The organism is Jiangella muralis, from assembly GCF_001270745.1.
In the GTDB taxonomy this organism is placed as follows: Bacteria; Actinomycetota; Actinomycetes; order Jiangellales; family Jiangellaceae; genus Jiangella; species Jiangella muralis.
Map to the genome: position 1 here is coordinate 59,779 of NZ_LFXL01000030.1, position 21,411 is coordinate 81,189.

22 protein-coding genes and 2 pseudogenes are annotated in these 21,411 nt (G+C 72.1%); 6 read left to right on the forward strand and 18 right to left on the reverse strand.

The window, feature by feature from the left end; genetic code table 11:
* Nucleotides 1-49 precede the first annotated feature (49 nt).
* From ACW62_RS23870 to ACW62_RS23940, 15 genes are all read right to left on the reverse strand, one after another.
* The gene (locus tag ACW62_RS23870) at nt 50-1,468 is read right to left on the reverse strand and encodes an aldehyde dehydrogenase family protein (protein WP_053206615.1); all 1,419 of its coding nucleotides are present in this window, start codon (nt 1,466-1,468) and stop codon (nt 50-52) included.
* A 14-nt stretch (nt 1,469-1,482) separates the two neighbouring features.
* Complete coding sequence (locus tag ACW62_RS23875; RefSeq protein ID WP_053206616.1) at nt 1,483-3,090, reverse strand: thiamine pyrophosphate-binding protein; 1,608 nt, start codon at nt 3,088-3,090, stop codon at nt 1,483-1,485.
* Nucleotides 3,091-3,093: 3 nt separating this feature from the next.
* On the reverse strand, nt 3,094-4,083 hold the full coding sequence (locus ACW62_RS23880; protein WP_053206617.1) for a TIGR03557 family F420-dependent LLM class oxidoreductase: 990 nt from the start codon (nt 4,081-4,083) through the stop codon (nt 3,094-3,096).
* Between the two features lie 12 nt (nt 4,084-4,095).
* Entirely contained in the window at nt 4,096-4,518 is a 423-nt protein-coding gene (locus ACW62_RS23885) for a DUF3830 family protein (protein WP_053206618.1), read from the reverse strand.
* Nucleotides 4,515-4,931 carry a DUF3830 family protein gene (locus tag ACW62_RS34865; protein WP_053206619.1) on the reverse strand — a complete coding sequence of 139 codons (417 nt, stop codon included), beginning with the start codon at nt 4,929-4,931 and terminating at the stop codon, nt 4,515-4,517. Before ACW62_RS34865 ends, ACW62_RS23885 begins: the two co-directional genes overlap by 4 nt.
* Nucleotides 4,928-5,356, reverse strand: a complete 429-nt coding sequence (locus tag ACW62_RS23895) for a DUF3830 family protein (RefSeq protein WP_053206620.1) — start codon at nt 5,354-5,356, stop codon at nt 4,928-4,930. Before ACW62_RS23895 ends, ACW62_RS34865 begins: the two co-directional genes overlap by 4 nt.
* Nucleotides 5,357-5,399: 43 nt before the next feature.
* A complete protein-coding gene (locus tag ACW62_RS23900) occupies nt 5,400-6,383 on the reverse strand; it encodes an LLM class flavin-dependent oxidoreductase (RefSeq protein WP_083460103.1) in 984 nt (327 codons plus the stop codon).
* 89 nt (nt 6,384-6,472) lie between these two features.
* Nucleotides 6,473-7,150, reverse strand: a complete 678-nt coding sequence (locus tag ACW62_RS23905; protein WP_053206622.1) for a GntR family transcriptional regulator — start codon at nt 7,148-7,150, stop codon at nt 6,473-6,475.
* 55 nt (nt 7,151-7,205) lie between these two features.
* Complete coding sequence (locus ACW62_RS23910; protein ID WP_053206623.1) at nt 7,206-8,804, reverse strand: ABC transporter substrate-binding protein; 1,599 nt, start codon at nt 8,802-8,804, stop codon at nt 7,206-7,208.
* Complete coding sequence (locus ACW62_RS23915) at nt 8,801-9,847, reverse strand: ABC transporter ATP-binding protein (protein WP_053206624.1); 1,047 nt, start codon at nt 9,845-9,847, stop codon at nt 8,801-8,803. Before ACW62_RS23915 ends, ACW62_RS23910 begins: the two co-directional genes overlap by 4 nt.
* Complete coding sequence (locus tag ACW62_RS23920) at nt 9,844-10,821, reverse strand: ABC transporter ATP-binding protein (RefSeq protein WP_053206625.1); 978 nt, start codon at nt 10,819-10,821, stop codon at nt 9,844-9,846. The genes ACW62_RS23915 and ACW62_RS23920 overlap by 4 nt, the downstream gene beginning before the upstream one ends.
* 24 nt (nt 10,822-10,845) lie before the next feature.
* Nucleotides 10,846-11,742: an ABC transporter permease gene (locus ACW62_RS23925; protein WP_053206626.1), complete on the reverse strand. Its 897-nt coding sequence runs from the start codon at nt 11,740-11,742 to the stop codon at nt 10,846-10,848.
* Nucleotides 11,739-12,725, reverse strand: a complete 987-nt coding sequence (locus ACW62_RS23930) for an ABC transporter permease (RefSeq protein ID WP_157574946.1) — start codon at nt 12,723-12,725, stop codon at nt 11,739-11,741. Before ACW62_RS23930 ends, ACW62_RS23925 begins: the two co-directional genes overlap by 4 nt.
* A 119-nt stretch (nt 12,726-12,844) precedes the next feature.
* Nucleotides 12,845-13,657 carry an NAD(P)-dependent oxidoreductase gene (locus tag ACW62_RS23935; protein ID WP_053206628.1) on the reverse strand — a complete coding sequence of 271 codons (813 nt, stop codon included), beginning with the start codon at nt 13,655-13,657 and terminating at the stop codon, nt 12,845-12,847.
* A 216-nt stretch (nt 13,658-13,873) separates the two neighbouring features.
* Entirely contained in the window at nt 13,874-14,068 is a 195-nt protein-coding gene (locus ACW62_RS23940) for a hypothetical protein (protein WP_053206629.1), read from the reverse strand.
* Nucleotides 14,069-14,176: 108 nt separating this feature from the next.
* On the opposite strand from ACW62_RS23940, the gene ACW62_RS23945 reads away from it, so the two are divergent.
* On the forward strand, nt 14,177-14,542 hold the full coding sequence (locus tag ACW62_RS23945; RefSeq protein WP_083460105.1) for an ArsR/SmtB family transcription factor: 366 nt from the start codon (nt 14,177-14,179) through the stop codon (nt 14,540-14,542).
* A 22-nt stretch (nt 14,543-14,564) separates the two neighbouring features.
* Here ACW62_RS23945 and ACW62_RS23950 read toward each other — a convergent pair whose 3' ends face one another.
* The gene (locus ACW62_RS23950) at nt 14,565-14,909 is read right to left on the reverse strand and encodes an ArsR/SmtB family transcription factor (RefSeq protein ID WP_205629556.1); all 345 of its coding nucleotides are present in this window, start codon (nt 14,907-14,909) and stop codon (nt 14,565-14,567) included.
* 64 nt (nt 14,910-14,973) lie between these two features.
* On the opposite strand from ACW62_RS23950, the gene ACW62_RS23955 reads away from it, so the two are divergent.
* Nucleotides 14,974-16,053 carry a flavin-containing monooxygenase gene (locus ACW62_RS23955; RefSeq protein ID WP_053206707.1) on the forward strand — a complete coding sequence of 360 codons (1,080 nt, stop codon included), beginning with the start codon at nt 14,974-14,976 and terminating at the stop codon, nt 16,051-16,053.
* On the forward strand, nt 16,050-17,276 hold the full coding sequence (locus ACW62_RS23960) for an MFS transporter (RefSeq protein WP_053206631.1): 1,227 nt from the start codon (nt 16,050-16,052) through the stop codon (nt 17,274-17,276). Before ACW62_RS23955 ends, ACW62_RS23960 begins: the two co-directional genes overlap by 4 nt.
* Here the strand turns inward: ACW62_RS23960 and ACW62_RS36275 are convergent.
* Both ACW62_RS36275 and ACW62_RS23965 read right to left on the reverse strand, forming a co-directional pair.
* Nucleotides 17,261-17,542, reverse strand: a pseudogene (locus ACW62_RS36275) (CoA-disulfide reductase); the annotation flags it as partial. The gene ACW62_RS23960 and the pseudogene ACW62_RS36275 overlap by 16 nt on opposite strands.
* A 99-nt stretch (nt 17,543-17,641) precedes the next feature.
* A pseudogene (locus ACW62_RS23965) lies at nt 17,642-18,357 on the reverse strand (aquaporin).
* 50 nt (nt 18,358-18,407) lie between these two features.
* On the opposite strand from ACW62_RS23965, the gene ACW62_RS23970 reads away from it, so the two are divergent.
* From ACW62_RS23970 to ACW62_RS23980, 3 genes are read left to right on the forward strand one after another with little or no spacing between them, the layout of a single operon-like run.
* Entirely contained in the window at nt 18,408-19,079 is a 672-nt protein-coding gene (locus ACW62_RS23970) for an arsenate reductase/protein-tyrosine-phosphatase family protein (protein WP_053206632.1), read from the forward strand.
* Between the two features lie 13 nt (nt 19,080-19,092).
* Entirely contained in the window at nt 19,093-19,749 is a 657-nt protein-coding gene (locus tag ACW62_RS23975; protein ID WP_053206633.1) for an arsenate reductase ArsC, read from the forward strand.
* 49 nt (nt 19,750-19,798) lie between these two features.
* Nucleotides 19,799-21,403, forward strand: coding sequence for an FAD-dependent monooxygenase (locus ACW62_RS23980; RefSeq protein WP_053206634.1), 1,605 nt, complete (start codon nt 19,799-19,801; stop codon nt 21,401-21,403).
* Nucleotides 21,404-21,411: the final 8 nt, after the last annotated feature.

Here is a 21,411-nt window from a genome sequence, read left to right on the forward strand (position 1 = left end):
CAAGGTGTTCTCCGCTTCTCCGTGGACGGGCTGACGCGCGGGCGCGGCGTCATGGGCCGAGCGTCAGCAGCGTCTCCTCGGTCATGTCGCGGATGGCGTACGCCGGGCCCTCGTGGCCGAATCCGCTGGCCTTGACGCCGCCGAAGGGCATGAGGTCGACGCGGGCGCTGGAGGTCTCGTTGACGTGCACGGTGCCGACCCGCAGCCGGCCGGCGACGTGCAGCGCTCGCCCGATGTCGGAGGTGAACAGGCCGGCCGCGAGGCCGTACGGGGTGTCGTTGGCCTCGTCGATCGCCTTGTCGACGTCGGTGAACGGGCGGATCGACACCACCGGGCCGAAGATCTCGCGGCACATGACGTTCATGTCCGGCGCGACGCCGGTGAGCACGGTGGGCTGGACGACGGCGCCGCTGCGGGTACCGCCGGTCACGATCTCGGCGCCGTCGCCGGCCGCGGCCGCCACCCAGCTCTCGACCCGTTCGGCCGCCTGCTCGTCGATGAGCGGGCCGATGAACGTACCCGGTTCGCGCGGGTCGCCGACCTTCCGCCCGTCCAGCGCCGCCCGCAGCGCCGCCGTGAAGTCGGCGACGACGGCGTCGTGCACGTAGAGCCGCTGCACTGACGTGCACACCTGGCCGGCCTTGCGGAAGGCGGCGTTGACGCACAGCTGCGCCGCCCGCGCGAGGTCGGCGTCCTCGCAGACGATGGTGCTGGCCAGGCTGCCCAGCTCGAGCTGGGCACGGCGCACGCCGATGGTGCGCTGGATGTGCTCGCCGACGGCCGTGCTGCCGGTGAACGCGTAGTACGCCGGCACCTCGTCCTCGAGCAGCCACTGGCCGACGGTCGGACCGTCGCCGTACAGGACGCTGATCAGCCCGGGCGGCAGCCCGGCGTCGAGCAGCACGCGCAGCAGCAGGTCCGCGGTGAGCGGCGTCAGCTCGGCCGGTTTCAGCACGACACCGTTCCCTGCTGCCAACGCCGGCGCGACCTTGTGCGCGACGGTGTTGAGCGGCGAGTTGAACGGGGTGATGGCGCACACGACACCGACCGGGCGGCGCACGGTGAACGCGACCCGCGCGGGCCGGCTCGGGTCGGCGTCGATGGGCACCATCTCGCCGCGCAGCCGCTTGGCCTCCTCACCGGACAACAGCAGGGTCTGCGCCGTGCGCTCGACCTCGCGCCGGGCGTCCACCGTGGTGAAGCCGGTGTCGGTGACGATGGACTCGACCAGCTCACCGGCCCGCTCGAGCACCAGCTCGCCGGCGCGGGCGAGGATGCGGTAGCGGTCGTAGGGCGAGAGCGACGGACCGGCCTGCGCGGCGGCGACGGCCCGGACGGCCGCCGCGACCTGCGCGCGGCCGGGCGACTGGACCTCGGCCACCGGCTCGCGCGTGTACGTGTCGCGGGCGACGGCGCTCTGTTCGCCGTCGGTCCAGTCGCCGTCGACGAACGGGCGCAGCTGCTTCATGGTTCTCCTCCGTGTCAGAACTGCGACGCGTACTGGGCCGGGTCGATGCGGGCCTCGACGACCAGCGGCCGGGTCAGCCCGGCGACGCCCTCGAGGGCGCGGTCGAGCTCGGCCCTGGACTCCACCCGGACCCCGTCGCAGCCCATCGCCCCGGCCAGCTGGACGAGGTCGGTGTCCTCGATGCGGGTCGCGACGCTCGGGTAGCTGACGGCCATCTGCTTGAGCTCGATCCGGTTGAGGCTGCCGTCGACGAACACGACCACGACGATCGGCAACCCGAGCGCCGCCGCCAGCCGCATCTCCGTCGCGACCATGGCGAAGCCGCCGTCGCCGACGAGCGCCGCCACCGGCTGGTCCGGGCGCAGCAGCTTCGCGGCGATGGCGGCCGGCACGCCGAAGCCCATGGCCGAGAGACCGTTGGTCATGAGCACGCTGCGCGGACGGGTGGCCGGCCACCCCTGGCCCACCAGCAGCTTGTGCGACCCGACGTCGGAGGTGACGATCGCCGTCGCGGCCAGCCGGCCGGCGACCACGTCGACGACGTCGGTCGGGTTGAGCCGACCGGCCACCCGGCCGTCGTAGTAGGCGTCGCGCAGCCGGGACCGCTGCTCCTTGACCTCCCGCTCGGTCCACCGCGGCTCGCCGGTCCAGCCGTCGGCCAGCAGGTCCAGCCCGGCCGCGATGTCGCCGACCACTTCGGTGGCGGCGGCGTAGATCTGGTCGGTGTTCGGCGTGGTGTCGACGTGCAGCACCGGGGTGGTCAGCCGCCACGGCTTGATCAGCTCGACCGGGTCGAACCCGGCGGCCACGATCAGGTCGGCCGAGCCGAGGAAGTCCCAGACCACCTGGTTGCAGGCCATGTCGAGCACGCCGGCGAACATCGGCGAGTCCTCCGGCACGACGCCCTTGGCCATGGGCGCCACGACCACCGGCATCCCGGCGGTCTCGGCCAGCCGGAGCAGCTGCTCGGTGGCCTCGCAGCGGGCCGCGCCGATACCGGCCAGCAGCACCGGGCGCCGCGCCGCCGCGAGCACCCGGGCGGGGTCCGGGCCGGTGACCCCGGCTCCCCCGCGCGCCGGGCCGAACGGCGGCACCGCCACCTCGGCGTCGCGCGCGGTGGCCTTGAACGTGTCCGAGCCGACCGTCAGGTGCACAGCGCCGGGCCGTTCGGCCGTCGCCGTGCGCAGCGCCTTGCGCATGACGGTGGCCACGGCGCCGGCGTCCATGCGACCGGCCCATTTGGTGACCGGCCCGAACAGCGCCTGGTGATCGACCACCTGGTGGGTGAAGAACGGCTCCCTGGCCGAGTCGATCTGGCCCGACACCGCGAGCATCGGCACGCGGTCCAGCGTGGCCGCCGCGACGCCGTTGACCAGCGCGGTGGAGCCCGGGCCCAGCGTCGACAGGCAGACGCCGGGCCGGCCCGTGACCATGCCGTACGCCTCGGCCATGAACGCCGCCGTGCCCTCGCGGCGGGCCAGCACGACGTCGATGCCGCGCACCCGCGAGCGCTCCATGAACTCGATGATCGGATCACCGGGATAGGCGAAGATCGCCTCGGTGCCCGCCTCGGCGAGGTAGGCCGCCATCACGTCCGCGGTGCTCGCCGCTTCGGTCGTCATCGGTCAGGCCGCCAGCTCGCGCAGGCGCGGCAGCACGTTCTCGCCGATCAGCTTGATGGTGCCCACCGGGTCGTTGCTGGCCACCTGGATCGAGACCCACTCCGCGTCGATCTGCTCGACCAGCGGCCGGTACGCCTCCACCAGCGCGTCGGCGTCGGGGACGACCGTGTAGCTGCCGAGCACCTCGCTCCGGTCCATCGCGTCGGCCCGCTCGCGCAGCACGGCCGGGTCGGCCGCCTCCAGCCGGCCGGGCGCCCGCAACCCGCGCATCGGGCCGAGCGCGCGCCAGGCTTCCTCGTCGTCACCGGCCAGGACGGTCCACCGGGTGGCGAGGATCCGCGGGTCGGGGTTACCGCGCTCGGCGGCCGCGGCCCGGAACGGCTCGATGACCTTGGTGATGGTGTCCTGCGGGTTCTTGACGCTGGTGATGAGGCCGTCGGCGTGGGCGCCGGCGAACGCGGCCGACTTCGGCCCACCGGCCGCGAGCAGCGTCGGCACCGGCGCCGTCGGCGGGCTGTAGAGCTTGGCGGTGGTCGTCGTGTAGTGGTCGCCGGCGAAGTCCAGCTTCTCGCCGGCGTGCAGCCGCCGGATGATCTCCAGCGCCTCGCGCATGCGGCCCATCCGCTCGCCGTAGCCGGGGAACTCCCAGCCCAGCGGCGTCTCGTTGATGGCCTCGCCGCTGCCGACGCCCAGCAGCAGGCGGCCGCCGGACAGCCGCTGGACGGTGGCCGAGGCCTGCGCCACCAGGCCCGGGTGGTAGTGGAACAGCGGGCAGGTGACGGACGTGCCGAGCTCGACCCGCTCGGTGCGGGCCGCCACCGTGCCCAGCCAGCTCCACACGAACCCCGCGGCGGAGGTGTCGTCGACCCACGGGTGGAAGTGGTCGGATCCCAGGACGGTGTCGAACCCGGCCTGCTCGGCCAGGACGGCCTGCTCGACCAGGTCCTCCGGCTGGTAGGACTCGTGACTGCACAACCAGGCGAACTTGACCATGCGCTCTTCCCTTCAGACCCGGCCGACGGTGATGGCCGACGGGCCCTGGTCGGCCGTGCGGGCCACGACGGACAGGAACTCCGTCCGGTTGGTGACGATCTTGGCCAGGCGGGTCGTGTAGTCGACGCCGACCGCCCAGCGGTATTCGCCGACGCCGTAGCCGATGAGGATTTCGCTGCCCCGCGGGCGCATCACGAGCGTGCCCGGGTAGATCGACGTGACCGGGTTCTCCAGTTCGGCGACCTCGCGCAGCGGGCCCTCGCCCGGGTGCAGCACACCGACATCGCCGGACCACTTGGCCGAGATCAGCCTGCGTTCGATCGGCTCGGCCAGCATCTCCCACAAGGCGGCGGTGGCCTTCGGCGCGTTCGCCTCCAGCAGCAGCGCCTCCGCGGTCACGCCGCCGGACTCCAGCCGGATCCGCTTCTCCGTCATCGTCGCTCCCCCTGCTCGATCAGCACGTCCAGCGCTCCACGGTCGCGGGTGTCCTGGAGCTTCCCCGCGAGCTCGGCGGCGTTCTCGACGACGTCGCCCAGGTAGGTCACCCAGTGGGTGCCGGTGTTGCTGCGCGCCTGGCCCTGGCCGTAGGCGAACACCAGGTAGCCGCGGACGGGGTCGTAGGCGACCATGCCCGGGTAGTACATGGAGACCTGGCCCTCGATACCGGCCGTCTCGTCGCGCAGCGCGGCGTCGTGCACGACGGCGCAGTTGCCGCTGCGGCTGGCGTGCACCACCCGGGTCCGCAGGGGCAACGCGGCGAGGACCGCGGCCACGCCGTTCGGCGCGGCGGCGTCCTTCAGCTCGGCGACGGCGGTGATGCCGTCGATCGTGATGCGCAGCTTCGTCACGACTCGTCCTCCGCTCGGGTGATCGACACCTCGGTGGAACCGTCCCGCCAGGTGGCGCCGAAGGCGGCCAGCAGCTCGGCGCCGTCGCCGTCCAGCTCGGCGACCGGTGTGGCGTAGGTGCGGCCCACCGGGCCGCGCGACTCGGCGACGCCGTACGACAGGAACAGCTCGGCGACGCCGCGCGGGTTCGGCCGCATCACGATCGTGCCCGGATAGATCGACGTCACCGGCAGCTCGATGTCGTCGAGCGCGGCGATCGGCTGGTTCGGTGTCTTCACCCACACCGCCGACCCGGCCCACCGGGCGTGCGTGATGGTGCCCTCGATCGGCAGCGACTCCCAGAAGGCGTCGGCCGTCTTCGGCGCGTCCTCGAGCAGGGTGTAGCGCGCGGCGGCGCCGCCCACCCGGACTTCGATCCTCTTCATTCCCCATCCCATCGGTCGTCTCGATGCGTGTGTGCCGGCGGCGTTACGCGAACTGCGCGATGACCTCCTTCCCGAGCAGCTGGATCTGCTCGAGCACCTGCTCGGGGGTGTTCCCGCTCGGGATGAGCCCGACGTGCCGCATGCCGGCCTGCTCGTACTCGCGCAGCCGGGCCACGACGTCGTCCGGCGACCCGACGATGTACGACGTCTCCGCGGACCGGCCGCGGGCCGCGCCCAGACCCCGGGCCAGGGAGTTCTCCCACCGCTCCTGCGCCTGTGCGCGCGTCGGCGCGACGAGCACGTCGAACTGCAGGCTGACCTCGATCTCGTCCGGGTCGCGGCCGACCTGCGCGCACGCGGCGTGCAGTGCCTGGATCCGCTCGGTCAGCTGTTCCGGCGTGATGTGCATGTGGATCCAGCCGGCGCCCCACCGGGCGGTGCGGCGCAGCATCTCGTCGCCGGCTCCGGTCATGTACAGCGGGAACGGACGCTGCACGGGCTTCGGGAAGACCTCCGCGCCCTGCACGCTGAAGTACTCGCCGTCGTGGTCGACGACCTGCTCGGTGAGCAGCTTCTCCAGCAGCTCCAGCGACTCCTCCAGCCAGCGCCCGCGGTTGATCGACGAGCTGAACCGGCCACGCAGGCGGTCGAGCTCAGTGCGTTTGCCGCCCAGCCCGAGACCGAGCGCGTACCGCCCGCCGGACAGCACGTCGAGCGTGGCGACCTGCTTGGCCAGCAGGATCGGGTCGCGCAGCGGCACCGTGACGGCCGACGTGACGAACCGGATCCGCTCGGTGCGAGCGGCCAGGAACGCCAGCGTCGTCTGGGCCTCGAAGAAGTTCGGCGTCGCGCGGGCCTGGCCCGACAACGCCTCGTCGAAGGTGGACTGCAGGTCGTTGGCCCAGAGCGAGTCGAACCCGCTCGCCTCGGCGGTCACCGCGATGTCGGTGAGCACGTCGGGCGTCGTGAACCCGGGCGGATAGACCTTCCCTTCGCGACAGTTCGGTATGGCTGCTCCGAAACGCATGCGCTCGAACCTCCGTGTCTACGATTGCATCCCAATGTATACCGTCGCGCGCAATGACGTCCAGGCCCGCCCGGAGCGCGCCCCGCGGCCTAGCTCAGGTCGGTCTCCCAGAGCTTCAGCCGGATGTCCCGGGCAGCGGTGAAGTGCTGCCCCGCCAGCTCGGCGGCGAGCTCGCCGTTGCGGGCCTCGATGGCGTCGACCAGCTGCTCGTGCTCGCGGTTGGAGGTCTCCCACCGGCCCGGGTAGGCCAGCGTCGTCGCCGGGTACCGGCCCAGGTGCATGCTCAGCCGCCCGAGCAGGTCGATGAGCGAGCCGTTGTGGCTGGCCCGCCAGACCAGCCGGTGGAAGTCGGCGTTGATCGCTGCCTTGGTGGTGGCGTCGGCATCGGCGAGCGCGGCCATGCGCGGGATCATCCGGCGCATGAGCAACAGGTCGTTCTGGTTGCGGCGGTCGGCGGCGAACCGGGCCGCCGTGGCCTCCAGCACGATGCGGGTCTCGTAGATGTCGAGGATCTCCTCGGGACTGCTCTCCCGCACCACCAGGCCGCGGTCGCCGCGGCGGATCAGGCCGTCCTGTTCCAGGCGGGTCAGCGCCTCGCGCACCGGCGTGCGGCTGACCTGGCACCACTCGGCCAGCGTGGCCTCGACGAGCGGCTGCCCCGGCTCCAGTTCCCCGGAGAGGATGGCCTGCCTGATCTTCTCGTAGGGGTTCGGCCGGCGGTCCGGTGGCGGGAATCGTCGCTGATCGTCGCTTGGGACCGTGACCATCGGGTGCTGCCTTTCTCAGGATGAGCATTTGAGAGTAGCCGATCTTGCCTGATCGTCACGGCTCCAGCGCACTCCAGGTGAGGTCGCCGGAGAGCGCTCCGGACAGGAACTCGTCGATGCCGCCGAAGCTCGAGCGGATGGCGTCGGGCTGATCGGCCTGCAGCAGCGTGAGCGCCGGCAGGTCCGCGGCGATGATCTCCTGGGCCTGGGCGTAGATCTCGGCCCGGGCCGCCTGGTCCTGGGTGCGGGCGGCCTCGGCGAAGAGGGCGTCCAACTCCTCGTTGCAGTAGCCCGTCGGGTTGTTGAACGCCAGCTTGTCCGGGTTGCACTTGTAGACCCTCCCGATGCCGAACTCCGGGTCCGGGCGCGTGTCGAGCGAGAGCAGGTTGGTGCCGAAGTCCTGCTGGGCGAAGAGCGCGTCACTGTTGACCGTCGCCTCGTCCTGGGTGGGCTCGGTCTCCACCCCGATGGCCCGCCAGTTGTCCGTGATGATGGCGGCCAGCGCCTGCGTGTACGGCTGGGTCGCCACGTAGCGGAGCCTGACGCTGAACCGGGTGCCGTCGCCCTGCTCGGGGTACCCCGCCTGGTCCAGCAGCGCGGCGGCCGCGTCGGGGTCGTAACCGTACTCGTCGAGGTAGTCGATCCCGGTGTCGGTCGCCCAGAGCCCGGTCGGGAACGACCCCGCCGCCGGCTCGGTGAACTCCGGGTCGGCCGACTTCGACATCAGCTCGCGGTCCAGCGCCAGGTACAGCGCCTTGCGCACCTCCGGGTCGTTCAGCGGCTCCTCGTTCTGGTTGAGCCACATCGTCATGAACGTCGCCGACACCCGGCCGTTCTGCAGGGTGATCTCGTCGTTGCCCTCGAGGGCCTTGACGATGGTGTCGTCGACGTCGAACTTGTTGATGTAGTCGATCTCGCCATTGACCAGTGCGTTCGCGCGCGAGTTGCTGTCCGGGATCACCTTGTAGATCAGCCGGCCGATGGCCGGTGCGCCGTCCCAGTAGTCCTCGTTGGCGGTCAGCGTGATGGTGTCGCCGCTCCAACTGTCGAAGACGAACGGACCGGTGCCCACCGGGGCGCGGTTGTTCGGGTTGGTCAGCAGGTCGGTGCCGGCGTAGATGTGCTCGGGCTGGATGCTGAAATCCTGCGGGCCCAACGCCAGCAGCAACGGCGCCAGCGGCTGCTTCAGCGTGACGACGACGGTGGCGTCGTCAGGCGCCGCGACGGAGGCGATGGTGCTGGTCAGCACCGCCCCGGTCGGCGAGAGCGGCAGCACCTCCTGGAAGCTGAAGAGGACGTCGGCCGAGGTGAACGGCTCGCCGTCGTGCCAGGTGACGCCTTGGCGGAGGTGGAAGGTGTAGCTCAGGCCGTCGTCGGAGATGTCCCAGCTCTCCGCCAGCGCCGGCACGACCTCCTTGTCCTTCGTCGTGCGCACCAGGCCCTCGCCGACGGCCAGGCCGACCGTGGCCGTCAGGGCGTCGGAGGTGAAGCTGCGCACGAGCATCTCCGGCTGGCTGGCCAGGCCGGTGACGAACGTGGTCTCGCCGTCGCCACCGGTGGATTCGGTGCCGGAGCCGCCGCAGGAGGCCAGGAACAGCGCCGCGGCCGCGATGGCCGGCACGATGCCGGCCCGCCGCGCAAACGTGATGGTCATGATCTGTCGCTCTCTGCCGCACCGACGGTGCGGCGGTCATGGGCCGGCGGTACCGCCGGCTCGGACAGCAGATGACACGCGGCCAGCCCGTGATCCGGGACCGGCAGCAACGGGGGGTCGACGCTCGCGCAGACCTCCATGGCGTACGGGCAGCGCGGGTGGAACCGGCAGCCGCTCGGCGGGGCGAGCGCTGACGGCGGGTCACCGGACAGCGTGCGCCGGGACGGTGTGGAGCCACCCCGCCGGATCCGCGGGGTGGCGGCCAGCAGGGCCTGGGTGTACGGGTGCCGGGGCGACTGGAAGACCCGCTCCGTCGGACCCTGCTCGACGATGCGGCCGAGGTACATGACCGCGACGTCCTGGGCGGTCGACGCGACCACCGACAGGTCGTGGGTGATCAGCAGGACACTGATGCCGCGTTCGGCGCGGATGTCGGCGAGCAGGTTGAGGATCTGGCCACGGATGGACACATCCAGCGCGGAGACCGGCTCGTCGGCGATGATCACGTCCGGCTCGACCGCCAGCGCGCGGGCGATGCCGACCCGCTGCAGCTGCCCGCCGCTGAGCTCGTGCGGGCGCCGGGCCAGGAACTGGCGTCCCGGCTGCAGGCCCACCTGGTCGAGCAGCCGGGCCACGTCGTCCTGGGCCGACCCGCGCGACGTGTGGCCGTACAGCGCCATCGCGCTGTGCAGCGTCTCGAAGACGGTCTTGCGGGGGTTGAGCGCCGAACCGGGGTCCTGGAAGACCGCCTGCACCTTCGGCCGGAACGCGCGCCGGTAGTCGCGGCGGCTCAGCTGGTCGATCGGCCGGCCGTGCAGTGCCACCGTGCCGGTGTCGGGTCGCAGCAGGCCGAGCGCCACCCGCGCGGTGGTGCTCTTGCCGCACCCGCTCTCCCCCACGAGCCCGAGCATCCGGGCGCGGTGGAGCTGCAGGTCGACGCCGTCGACGGCGAGGGCATGGCCGGGCCCGCGGGACAGGATGCCGCGGCGGACGCCGTAGCGCTTGCTCACGCCGGACAGGCTGAGCACGGGTTCGCCGGTCACGAGGCCTCCCCGGCGGTGTCGGACGGCAGCCAGCAGCGAGCGGTCCGGTCGCCGTCCAGCCGTACGACCGGCGGGTCGGCGGCGCACCGGTCGTGGGCGGCGGGGCACCGCGACCGGAACCGGCAGCCCGTCGTGACGCTGCCCGGCGGCGGGACGACCCCGGGGATGGTGCGCACCCGCTGCTCGACCGGCTCGTCGACGTCGAGCACGCACGCGAGCAGCCCCTGCGTGTAGGGGTGGCCGGGGTCGTCGAAGACGGCGTCGACGAGGCCCGACTCCACGATCTGCCCGGCGTACATGACGTACACGAACTCGCAGGTCTCCGAGACCACGCCGAGGTCGTGCGTCACCACCAGCAGCGCCATGCCGCGCTCGCGCACCACGTCGGTGATGGTGTCGAGGATCTGCGCCTGCACCGTGACGTCGAGCGCCGTCGTGGGCTCGTCGGCCACCAGCAGTTCGGGGTCGCCGGCCAGGGCGATCGCGATCAGCACCCGCTGGCGCATGCCGCCGCTGAGCTCGTGCGGGTAGCGCCGGCGGAACGCGCGCGAGTTGTCCAGCCCGACGGAGCGGAACAGCGCGGTCACCTGGGTCTCTCGCGCCCGGCGGTCCCGGGTGGCGAGCACCTCCTCGACCTGCGCTCCGACGGTCATCGTGGGATTCAGCCGGGCCAGCGCGTCCTGGAAGACCATCGCGATGCGGCGACCGCGGTAGTCGCGCAACCGGCGGTCGTCCAGCTGCGCGAGGTCCACCCCGTCGTAGCTCGCCTCGCCGCTGACGCCGTCCAGCACCGACGGCGGGATGAACCGCAGGATGCCGCGCAGCGTCATCGACTTGCCGCAGCCGCTCTCCCCCACCAGCGCGACGCGCTGGGACGGCCGCACCTCGATGCTCACCTCGTCCACCGGCCGGATCACCCCGGCCGGCGTCTTCAGCGCGACCGAGAAGTCGCGGACCGCAAGTCCTGTGCTCATCGCCGGCTCCGTCTCGTCGAATGGTCAGAGGTGACTGCTCGTCGGCCGCAGCGCGCGGTTGAGCCCGTCACCGACGAAATTGGCGGCGAGCACGACGAGGAAGATCACGACACCGGCCGGGACACTCATCCACCACGCGGAGAGGTCGCGCTGGGCCTGCTGGAGGATGTCGCCCCAGCTGAGGTTGCTCGGGTCGCCCAGGCCGAGGAACGCCAGCCCGGCCTGGAGCAGGATCGCGCTGCCCAGATCGATGGTCGTCTGCACGATCAGCGGCGGCAGCGCGTTGGGCAGGACGTCGGACATGATGATCCGCCGGTTGGAATGGCCCACCGTCCGCGCGGCGGCCACCATGTCCGTCGTCATGATCCGCAGGACCTCGCCGCGCACCAGCCTGGCCATCTGCGGCCACAGCGCCATCACGAGGGCGGCGCAGATGTAGGCGAGGTTCGCGCCGAGCACGGCGACGATGATCAGCGCCAGCGCGAAGCTCGGGATCACCTGGAAGACCTCGGCGATGCGCATCAGCACGGCGTCGACCCGGCCGCCGTAGAAGCCGGCGACGGCGCCGACCAGCGAGCCGATCACGAGGGTGCCCAGCCCGGTGACCAGCGCGACGATCAGCGAGACGCGGCCGCCGTGGATGATCTGGGAGAGGATGTCGCGGCCGACGGTGTCGGTGCCCAGCAGGTGCTCGCCGCTGGGCGGCTCGAGCAACGCCTGCGAGACCGCCTGCGGGTCGTACGGCGCGATCCAGTCGGCGGCCACGGCGACCAGCACGACGACGATCAGGATCACCAGTCCGGCGACGGCCGGCGGGTGACCGAGGAAGCGGCGCCAGGCCTGCCGGCCGCCCGGGACCGGTGGCCGCCGGCCCGTCCTCCACCGCCGGGTGCCCGGGACGACGTCTCTGGTGAGGCTCATGCGCGACCTCCCGCGCCGGCGCCGGCCCGGATCCGCGGGTCGACGAGGCCGTAGACCAGGTCGGTGAGGAGGTTCACCACGACGACCGCGACCGCGATGAGCAGGACGATGCCGATGGTCACCGCGTTGTCGCGGTTGCGGATCGACTCGTAGAGCAGCTGGCCCATGCCCGGCCAGCCGAACACCGTCTCGACCAGCACCGACCCGGCCAGGATGAAGCCGAAGTTGTAGCCGATGACCGTGACGGCCGGAAGCAGCGAATTGCGCACCACGTGCCGGCGGATGATCGTCGCCCGGCTGAAGCCCTTGGCCCGGGCGGTCTCCACGTACGGCAGTGTCAGCACGTCGTGCACGCTGGTCCGCACGATGCGCGCCACGACGCCGATCTCACGCATCGCCAGCACTAGCGCCGGCAGCAGCAGGTGCGTGAGCAGGTCCGGCAGCCGGTCCAGGCCCTCGGCGGTCGACCGCGTCGAGTACATGCCCTGCGACGGCAGCACCGACAGCTTGATCGCGAAGATCAGCACCAGCATCTGGCCGAGCCAGAACATCGGGATCGAGAGCGATCCGACGGCGACGCCGGTGACCAGGTGGTCGAGCGTGCGGGAGCGGGAGACGCCGGCCCAGACGCCCACGGCCACGCCGACGATCGCGGCAAACGTCATCGCGGTGACGGTCAGGATGAGCGTGTTGCCGAGCCGGTCGGCGATCAGGTCGGCCACCGGGACCCGGCCGGCCAGCGACTCGCCGAGGTTCAGCGTGAAGATCTGCTGCAGGTACTCCCAGTAGCGCACCAGCAGCGGCTGGTCCAGGCCGTAGGCCTCGGTGACCTGGGCGATGTACTCCGGCGTGGCCGGGTAGTCGCCGATGAGCGCCTGGATGGGGTCACCGGGCGCGAGCTGGAGCAGGAAGAACATCAGTGTCACGACGCCGAAGAGCAGGGGGACTGCGTGCAGGAGCCGGCGTGCGGTGAAGCGGAGCATGAACACCTCGCTCTCGCCTGACGGTGGGGATCTCGATCGGCGAGCGCGTCCTCGCCGCGCCGTCCGTAGACCATTGCATACCGAAGTATGCGGCAGCGTACGGCGGCGCCGCCGAGGCGTCAAGAGGTCTCCGCGGCCCAGCGCATACGGCGTGCTGCCGCCTCGGCGAGCCACGGCTCGACGCCGGCCGCCGACACCGTCCTCGCCACCTCGTCCAGCTCGACCGCCCGGCGGCCGCCGTGCTCGCGGACCCGGGAGTGCAGGTAGGCCGACAGTGCGCGCCAGTCCGACGTGTCCGGCGTGCCGTCCAGCGACAGCAGCACCTCGTCGGTGACGCCATAGTGATCGGCGGCCGCGACGCACTCCACCACGAGCGATTCCAGGCCCTTGACGATCAGGCTGCGCAGCATCTTCACCGCCGCCGCCTGCCCCGGCTCGGCGCCGATGACCCGCAGGTTCATCCCCAGGCCGGCGCAACGGCAGCGCAACTCCTCCGCCCCGCCGCCACTGAGCAGCACCGGCACCCGGTGGCCGTGCGCGGGCACCGCCGCCATGACGGCGCCGTCGGCGAACCGGGCACCGCTCGGCTCGACCACGGCGGCCACTCGCCGCTTGGTGTCCGGACTGGCGGAGTTCCAGTCGGCGTAGACGTGCTCGGGCCGCAGCGCACCGGCCAGCTCCTCCGCCACCGTCACGGCGGACGCACCACTGGTGAGAGCGATGACGACCTCGCAGCGCTGGGCAAGCTCGGCCGGGGTGCTCACCAGCGCGACGCCGCCGGCCGTGGCGCGCTCGCGCACCGTGGCGTCGTCGGCCCTGGCATCGAACGCGTACACCTGCGCCGCCGGCCCGGGCAGGCCGGCGGCGATCGCACCGGCGGCCTCGCCCAGACCGACGAACCCCAATCGGACGACGTCATGCGCGAGTTCCATGCAGCCCCTTCCGCCACCCGAACGTGGCGGACACGATCGCATACCGACGTACACAAGGGAAGCCTCACCGGACCCAGGCGGCCAGCAGTCGAGCCGCCCTACAACGGGTACATCCCGGCGTCAGCAGCAGCCGGTCTCGTCGCAGCAGTCCGTGATCTGGTCGTCACAGCAGTCCATCGAGGTCACCCCCTCGCGCACTGGCTGGTGGGTGGAGGTTCAGACGGTCGCGCAGCAGGCGGTGCCGCGGCGAGCGGACCGCGCGGGCCAGGCGTCGCGCACCCGCGACACCGCGCGACCCAGGGCGCTACGGCGGCAGCAGGTCGCCACCGCGACGAGCCGTTGGCGAGCAGCCTCGGCGAACAGGTCGCGCCGGCGCTCGGCAGCCATCGTCTCGGGCAGATACGGATCCATGACGCCTCCTTGTTTCGATGTTCATCTCATCACTGATTCGAAAGATATCAAAACAAACTTCGACAATCATGGAATCAGCCGGCCGTCCCGGGTAGCCTTGGAGCCACGATGACCACCGTGACCATCAGCCCCGCCGCACCGGCGAGCACCCGAGCCTTGCCGGTGCTCAATGACTGCTGCGCCCCGAGCTCGGCCATGAGCGACGACGACGCGTCGCTGCTCGCGGGCATGTTCAAGGCGCTGGCCGATCCGGCGCGGGTGAAGATCCTGTCGATGCTGCTCAACGCCGACGAGGTCTGCGCCTGCGACTTCTCGGCCAGCATCGGCAAGACGGCCGCCACCACCAGCCACCACCTGAAGCTGCTGCGCGACGCCGGCCTGATCACCGGCGACCGCCGCGGCACCTGGATCTACTACCGCGTCATCCCCGAGCGTCTCACCGCGATCCGCGACGCCCTGACGCTGGGCCAGTGACGCCCGAGGCGCTGGACGGAGCTCAGCAGCAGACCTTGAGGTAGTTCTGCAGGTCGTCGAGGGCGCGTGCCATGCCGTCCTTGTCGGCGCGGTAATAGACGGTCTTGCCGTCGCGGCGGGAGGTGACGATGCCGCCGCGACGCAGGAGTTTGAGCTGCTCCGATGCGGTCGACTGGCCGATGTCGGCGAGCTCGGCGAGCTCCCCCACCGACAGTTCGGCCCCACGGGCGAACAGGAGGAGGATCTTCTGCCGGGCCGGGCTGGCCAGCGCCTTGAGGAACTCGAGAGTGGTGGCGCTGAGCTCGGCCAGGTCGTCGGTCACCAGCGGCAACGACCTGCGCTCCCCCGCCGTCACGACATCGCTCACACCACCGAGCATACGCAACGTATCGTCATTTTGACATATCGCGATTCGACGATACGTTGGCGTGGTGACCACCCCAACACACCCCGTGATCGTCATCGGCGCCGGCCAGTCCGGCCTCGCCGCCGCCCGCGCCGTCCGCGACGCCGGCCTGCACCCCGTCGTCCTCGAGGCGAGCGACCGCCCGGCCGGGTCCTGGCCGCGCTACTACGACAGCCTGCGGCTGTTCTCCCCCGCGCGCTACAGCGCCATGCCGGGCTTCCCGATCGACGGCGATCCCGGCCGCTACCCCACCCGCGACGAGGTCGCCGACTACCTCGACCGGTACGCCCAGCACCTCGGCGTCGAGATCCGCACCCGCACCCGGGTGAGCGCGGTCGAGGCCGACGGAACCGGGTTCGTCGTGCACACCGCCGACGGCGACGCTGTCCCGGCCGCGGGTGTGGTCGCGGCGTCCGGGTCGTTCGGCAACCCCACCGTCCCCGTCCTGCCCGGGCAGGACGGGTTCACCGGCGAGCTGCTCCACGTCGCCGCCTACCGCCACCCGGCCCCGTACGCGGGCAGACGCGTCGTCGTGGTCGGCGGCGGCAACTCCGGTGTCCAGATCGCCGACGAGCTCGCCGGCGTCGCCGACCTCACCCTCGCCACGCTCGCGCCGATCTCGTTCCTCCCGCAGGTGATCCGCGGCCACGACCTGCACCACTGGCTGGAAGTCACCCGCTTCGACCACCTGCCGGCGGCCTGGCTGCGCCGCATCGTGCGCAAGCCGCTGGTGCTGGACACCGGCCGCTACCGCGAGGGCATCGAGTCCGGCCGCATCGACCGGCGGGCGATGTTCACCGCCTTCGACGACGACGGCGTCGTCTGGCCGGACGGCGAGCGCGAGCACGTCGACGCCGTCATCTTCGCCACCGGGTACCGGCCGAACCTCGCCTACCTGGCACCGCTCGGCGCCCTGGACGACAACGGCCTGCCGCTGCACGCCGAGGGCATCTCCACCACCCACCCCGGGCTGGTCTACCTGGGCCTGGAGTTCCAGCGCTCCTTCTCCTCCAACACCGTGCGCGGGGTCAGTCGCGACGCCGACCACGTCGTGCGGCCACTGACCGCGCACGTCCAGCAGGCACACGCGATCATCGGCCTGTGAGACCAGCCCACCCGGCCGGGGACCAGCGCAGCAGCCAGCGCGCTGGTCCCCGCCGCGTGCTGGCCGCGCTGTGCCTGACCCAGATCGTCGGCTGGGGCGTCCTGTACTACTCGTTCCCGGTCGCGCTGCCGGCCATCACCACCGACACCGGCTGGTCCGAGTCGTCGACGACGGCGGCCTTCTCGGCCGCCCTCCTCGTCGCGGCCGTCGCCGGCATCGCCGTCGGCCGGATCATCGACCGACACGGCCCACGCTGGGTGATGACGCTCGGGTCGGTCGCCGGCGTCGCCGCGACCCTCGCCGTCGCCGCCGCACCGAGCGTCGGCTGGTTCGCCGCCGCCTGGGTGGTCGCCGGCATCGCCCAGGCCGGAACGCTCTACGCGCCCGCGTTCACCGCGCTGACCCGCTGGTACGGGCCGGCCCGGATTCGCGCGCTGACCGCCCTGACCCTCGTCGCCGGCCTGTCCAGCACGATCTTCGCCCCAGCCACCGCGGCCCTGCTCGACCACCTCTCCTGGCGGCAGACCTACGTCGCGCTCGCCGTTCTGCTGGCGGTCACCACGATCCCGGGCCACGCGCTCGGCCTGAACGCGACCTGGCCGGCCACCGACCATGCGGCACGCACCCGGCTGCGCAACGGCCACGTCCGTGCGGTGGCCACCAGCCGGGCGTTCGTGTGCCTCACCGTCGCCTCGGCGCTCACCGCGTTCGCGATGTTCGCCGCGACCATCCACCTCATCCCGCTACTCACCGACCGCGGCCTGTCCATGACGCTCGCCGCCTGGGCGCTCGGCCTGTCCGGTGCCGGGCAGCTGCTCGGCCGCATCGGCTACGCCCCGCTCTCCCGGCGCACCACCCCACGCCTGCGGTCCGTCCTCATCCTGACCGCCGTCGCGGCCACCATCGCCGGCGTCGGCCTGCTCCCCGGGCCCGCCGCCGCGCTGGTCGCCGCCAGCATCGTCCTCGGCATCGCGCGGGGTGCGTTCACCCTGCTGCAGTCCACCGCCGTCAGCGACCGCTGGGGCATCGCCGGTTTCGGCACCCTCTACGGCATCCTCAACGCCCCGACCACCATCGCGATGGCCATCGCCCCCTGGGCCGGCAGCGCCCTCGCCTCCGCCGTCGGCTCCTACCCGGCCATGTTCGCCGTGCTCACCGCGACCGCGTGCGTCGCCGCCGTCGTCGCAGCCGGGACGACGACGAGATCTCAGCGCGCGACCTGAGCCACCTGTCCCGGTAGGAGGTGTTCGCGCACCCACGCCTGGGTGGCCATCTGGGTGGCGTCCCACGGCGAACCGAGCGGCGGGGTGTAGGAGAGATCGAGCTCGCTGAACTGCTCGACGGTCATGTCGTGGAACAGGGCCGTCGCGTACGTGTCGACGCGCTTGGCGGTCTCGGTGCCGCGCGGCCCGACGAGTTGCGCGCCGAGCAGCCGGCCGGTGTCGGTGTCGCCGGTGATGCGGATGGTGATGGGCTGGGCGCCCGGACGACGGTGACCTCGGCCGTCGGGTCCAGCTCGCGGGCGCGCAGCGCGGCGGAGATGCCGGCGTCGCTGCCGCCGACGGCGACGATGTGCACGGGTTGCCTCTCAGGCTCGGGCAGGTTCGGGCTCGACTGCGTCGACGGCGTCAGCCCTGCGGGCGGTAGCGGGAAACAGGGCGAGAACGAGCAGCACGCCGACGGCGCCACCGACCAGCTGGGCGCCGACGAACGCCGAGACCGACGACGGCGCGATGCCGGCAAAGGTGTCGGTGAACGTCCGCCCGACGGTGACGGCGGGGTTGGCGAACGACGTCGAGCTGGTGAACCAGTACGCCGCCCCGATGTAGGCGCCGACGGCAGTGGCGACCAGCGTGGCGCGGCCGGACCTGACGAGCGCGAAGATCATCAGCACCAGCCCGGCCGTCGCCACCACCTCACCGACCAGCAGCCCCGTGCCGGTGCGCTCGGTCGCCGCCAGCCCGGCGTCGACGGAGAACATCACGTTCGCCAGCAGCGCCCCGCCGATCCCGCCGGCACACTGCGAAACCACATACGCGGCCACCTCCGCCGGCGGCCGGCCAGCACTGGACCGCCGGCCCAGCCACCAGTCGGCCAGCGTCACCACCGGGTTGAAGTGCGCCCCGGACACGGGCCCGAACAGCAGGATCAGCACCGCCAGCCCCAGCACGGTCGCGGTGCTGTTCTCCAGCAACTGCAGCCCCACGTCGTCCGGCGACAGCCGCTGCGCGGCGGTCCCGGACCCACCACCACAGTCACCAGCAGACCCGTGCCGAGGAACTCGGCCAGCAGTCGTCGCGTCATCACGGCGCCAAGCCTTGACGACGTGGGATAGCTCAGTCAAGATTGAGGCAATGAGCGCTGAGCGAACAGCCCTGGAGCGGCGAGCCGCCAAGCACGCGGCCCTGGCCGACCCGTCCCGGCTGCACATCGTCGACCTGCTCAGCCTCGGCGACCTCTCCCCCAGCGAGCTACAGGCCAGACTCGGGATGCCGTCGAACCTGCTCGCCCACCACCTCAAGACCCTTCAGGCCGCCGGGCTGCTCGCCCGCGACCGGTCCGAGGCCGATCGGCGGCGCAGCTACGTCCGGCTCACCCCCGGTGCGCTCGACGGGCTCATCCCCGGCGCTGCCGGCGACGCCCATCGGGTCGTGTTCGTCTGCACCGCCAACTCCGCCCGCTCCCAGCTCGCCGCCGCGCTCTGGCGGCAAGCCAGCCAGATCCCCGCCACCTCGGCCGGCACCCATCCCGCCGAACGGGTCGATCCCGGCGCCGTCGCCGCCGCCCGCCGGCACCGCCTCGTACTGCGCGCGACCCGGCCCCAGCGCCTGGCCGACATCGCCGCCGACGACGACTTCGTCATCACCGTCTGCGACCACGCCCACGAGGAGCTCGGCGACCGCGGCGGACTGCACTGGTCCATCCCCGACCCCGTCCGCGCCGGCACCGACGACGCCTTCGACACCACCGTCACCACCCTCACCGACCGCGTCCACGCCCTCGCCCCGCGCCTCGCCGCGTCCTGACAGGAGACCCGCCATGTCGCATACCGACGAAGGACCGCCACTCACGCTCGACCAGCAGGTCGCCCTCACCACCGCCGCCACCCGGCTGGCCGGCGAGTTCGACGGAACCTTCGGGCAACAGACCATCGAACGGTTCCTGCACACCTCCTACGACCAGTTCGCCGACCGCGCCGTCGTCGCCAACTTCTTGCCGCTACTGGCCGAGCGGTTCGCCCGGCAACGCCTCCGCGCCCTCGCCCGTGTCGAAGGCCGCGGCCACGACGGCCGCCCCACCGTGCTGTTCCTGTGCGTGCACAACGCCGGCCGCTCGCAGATGGCGCTCGGCTTCTTCCAGCACCACGCCGGCGACGCGGCCATCGCGTGGTCGGGCGGCTCCGAACCCGGCGACCAGGTCAACCCCGTCGCCGTCGCGGCCATGGCCGAACGCGGCATCGACATCTCCGCCGAGTTCCCCAAGCCCTGGACCGACGAGATCGTCCGCGCCGCCGACGTTGTCGTCACCATGGGCTGCGGCGACGCCTGCCCCGTCTTCCCCGGCAAGCGCTACGAGGACTGGACCCTCGACGACCCCGCCGGCCAGGGCCTCACCGACGTCCGGCCCATCCGCGACGACATCGAGCGCCGCGTCCTCGCCCTCCTCGGCGAGCTCCAGGTGCCAGTCTCTCGGTAGCGAGCGCGGCCACTTCCCGTCAGTTGCCCGAAAGTGGCATGGTGCCGCCATGGAGCGCGGCGAGGTCGTTGACGTGCTCGTCGTCGGCGCTGGGCCGACCGGGCTGGCGCTGGCTGCCACGCTCCAGCAGTACGGGGCGCGGTTCCGGATCGTCGACCGCGCGCCGGACCGGGTGCACGAGTCGCGTGCACTGGCCATCCAGCCCCGGACCTTGGAAGTCCTCGCCGGCCTCGGAGTGTCCGACCGGCTGGTCGCCCAGGGCAACCGGACCGTTCGCCTGCGCATACACATGAGCCGCCGCACGGTGTCGATACCGCTGTTCGACATCGGCCTCGACGACACCGCCTACCCCTACCTGCTGTTCCTCTCGCAAGCCGAGACCGAACGCATCCTCGTCGACCACCTCACCGGACACGGCATCCAGCCTGAGCGCGGGACCGAGCTCATCGCCCTCGACCAGGACGACGACACAGCGACGTGCAGACTGCGGTCGGCCGGTACGGTGGAGTCTGTCATCGCCCGGTACGTGGTGGGCTGCGACGGCGCGCACAGCGCCGTCCGCCGGCTGACCGGCATCGGCTTCGAGGGCCTCGCATATCCGCAGACGTTCGTGCTGGCCGACCTGGAAGCCCACGGCATCGAGCCCGGCGCCGCCCACGCGTTCGTCGGCGGGAGCGGCATCCTGTTCTTCTTCCCGCTCGCCACTCCGGCGTCGTGGCGACTGCTCGCCATGCGTCCGCCCGATCAGCTCGCGCCCAGCGGCGGGCCGGTGGCGTTGACGGAGCTGCAGGCGCTGGTCGACGCCGCCACCACGATCCCGGTGCGGCTGCACGATGCGATCTGGAGCACCGACTTCCGGATCGCCAACCGCGGCGCCACCCGCTACCGCTCGGGCCGGGTCTTTCTGGCCGGCGACGCCGCACACATCCACAGCCCGGCCGGCGCGCAGGGCATGAACACCGGCATCCAGGACGCCGTCAACCTCGGCTGGAAGCTCGGCCTCGTCGTGACCGGCCACGGCACGCCCGAGCTGCTGGACACCTACGAGCCGGAGCGCGCACCGGTCGGGCGTCGCGTGTTGCGCTTCACCGACCGAGCCTTCACCATCGGCACCTCGTCGAGCCCGGTGATCCGCACCGCGCGCGCCCGCATCGTCCCGTCAGTCGCGCCGCTGGCCACCCGATTCCGGCGGATCCGCGGCTACGGCTTCCGCATCCTCGCCCAGCTCGCCATCCGCTACCGGCGCAGCCCGCTCTCCGCCGGCCGCACAGCCCGGCTCGAGCGCGGCCCGCGCCCCGGCGACCGGCTCCCCGATGCTCCCGTCATCCGCGATGGCCGGGCGACGACGCTCCATGCCGAACTCGGCGCGCCCGGCTTCCACCTCCTGCTGTGCGGATCGGCGGGTCAGTGGCCGCCGTCGACCGGAGACGGCCTGGCGGCCCGCTACCCCGGCCTGCTCACGGTTCACCGGCTCAGCCGCACCGACGGCAACGACGGCATGCTCGACCGCACCGGCCGAGCGAGCCGACGACTCCACGTCGGCTCCTCAGCCGCCCATCTCCTCGTCCGACCCGACGGGCACCTCGCACTCCGCGGAGACGCCGACCTCAGCGGCGTCCACGCCTACCTCAGCCGGTGGTTGGGCGCCGCCTGACGACTTCG